The sequence below is a fragment of the Saccharothrix sp. ST-888 genome (assembly GCF_000955975.1).
Classification (GTDB): domain Bacteria; phylum Actinomycetota; class Actinomycetes; order Streptomycetales; family Streptomycetaceae; genus Kitasatospora.
The window spans coordinates 1-273 of the sequence record NZ_JYJF01001059.1 but is presented as its reverse complement, the minus strand read 5'-3'; the positions used below and the strand labels follow the sequence as shown (position 1 = coordinate 273).

The following is a 273-nucleotide window of genomic DNA, read 5'->3' as shown; positions in this document are numbered from 1 at the left end:
GCTCGCCGCGACCGCGCTGCTCACCCAGGCCCTGGGCGACGCCGCGATCGACGCACCGCTGTGGTGCGCGACGCGCGGCGCGGTCTCGACGGGCCGTACCGACCGCCTCGAAAGCCCGGCACAGGCCCAGATCTGGGGTCTGGGCCGAGCGGTGGCCCTGGAGCACCCGGAGCTCTGGGGTGGTCTGGTCGATCTCCCGGAGACCGTGGACGAGCGCGTCTCCGCCCGCCTGGTGGGCGTCCTCGCGGACGCCGGCGGCGAGGACCAGCTGGC

General features: G+C 76.2%; 1 protein-coding gene. It reads left to right on the top strand.

The annotated features are described in order from the left end of the window. On the top strand, positions 1-273 hold a 273-nt coding region (locus UK12_RS42800), incomplete at both ends, for a hypothetical protein (RefSeq protein ID WP_045307371.1).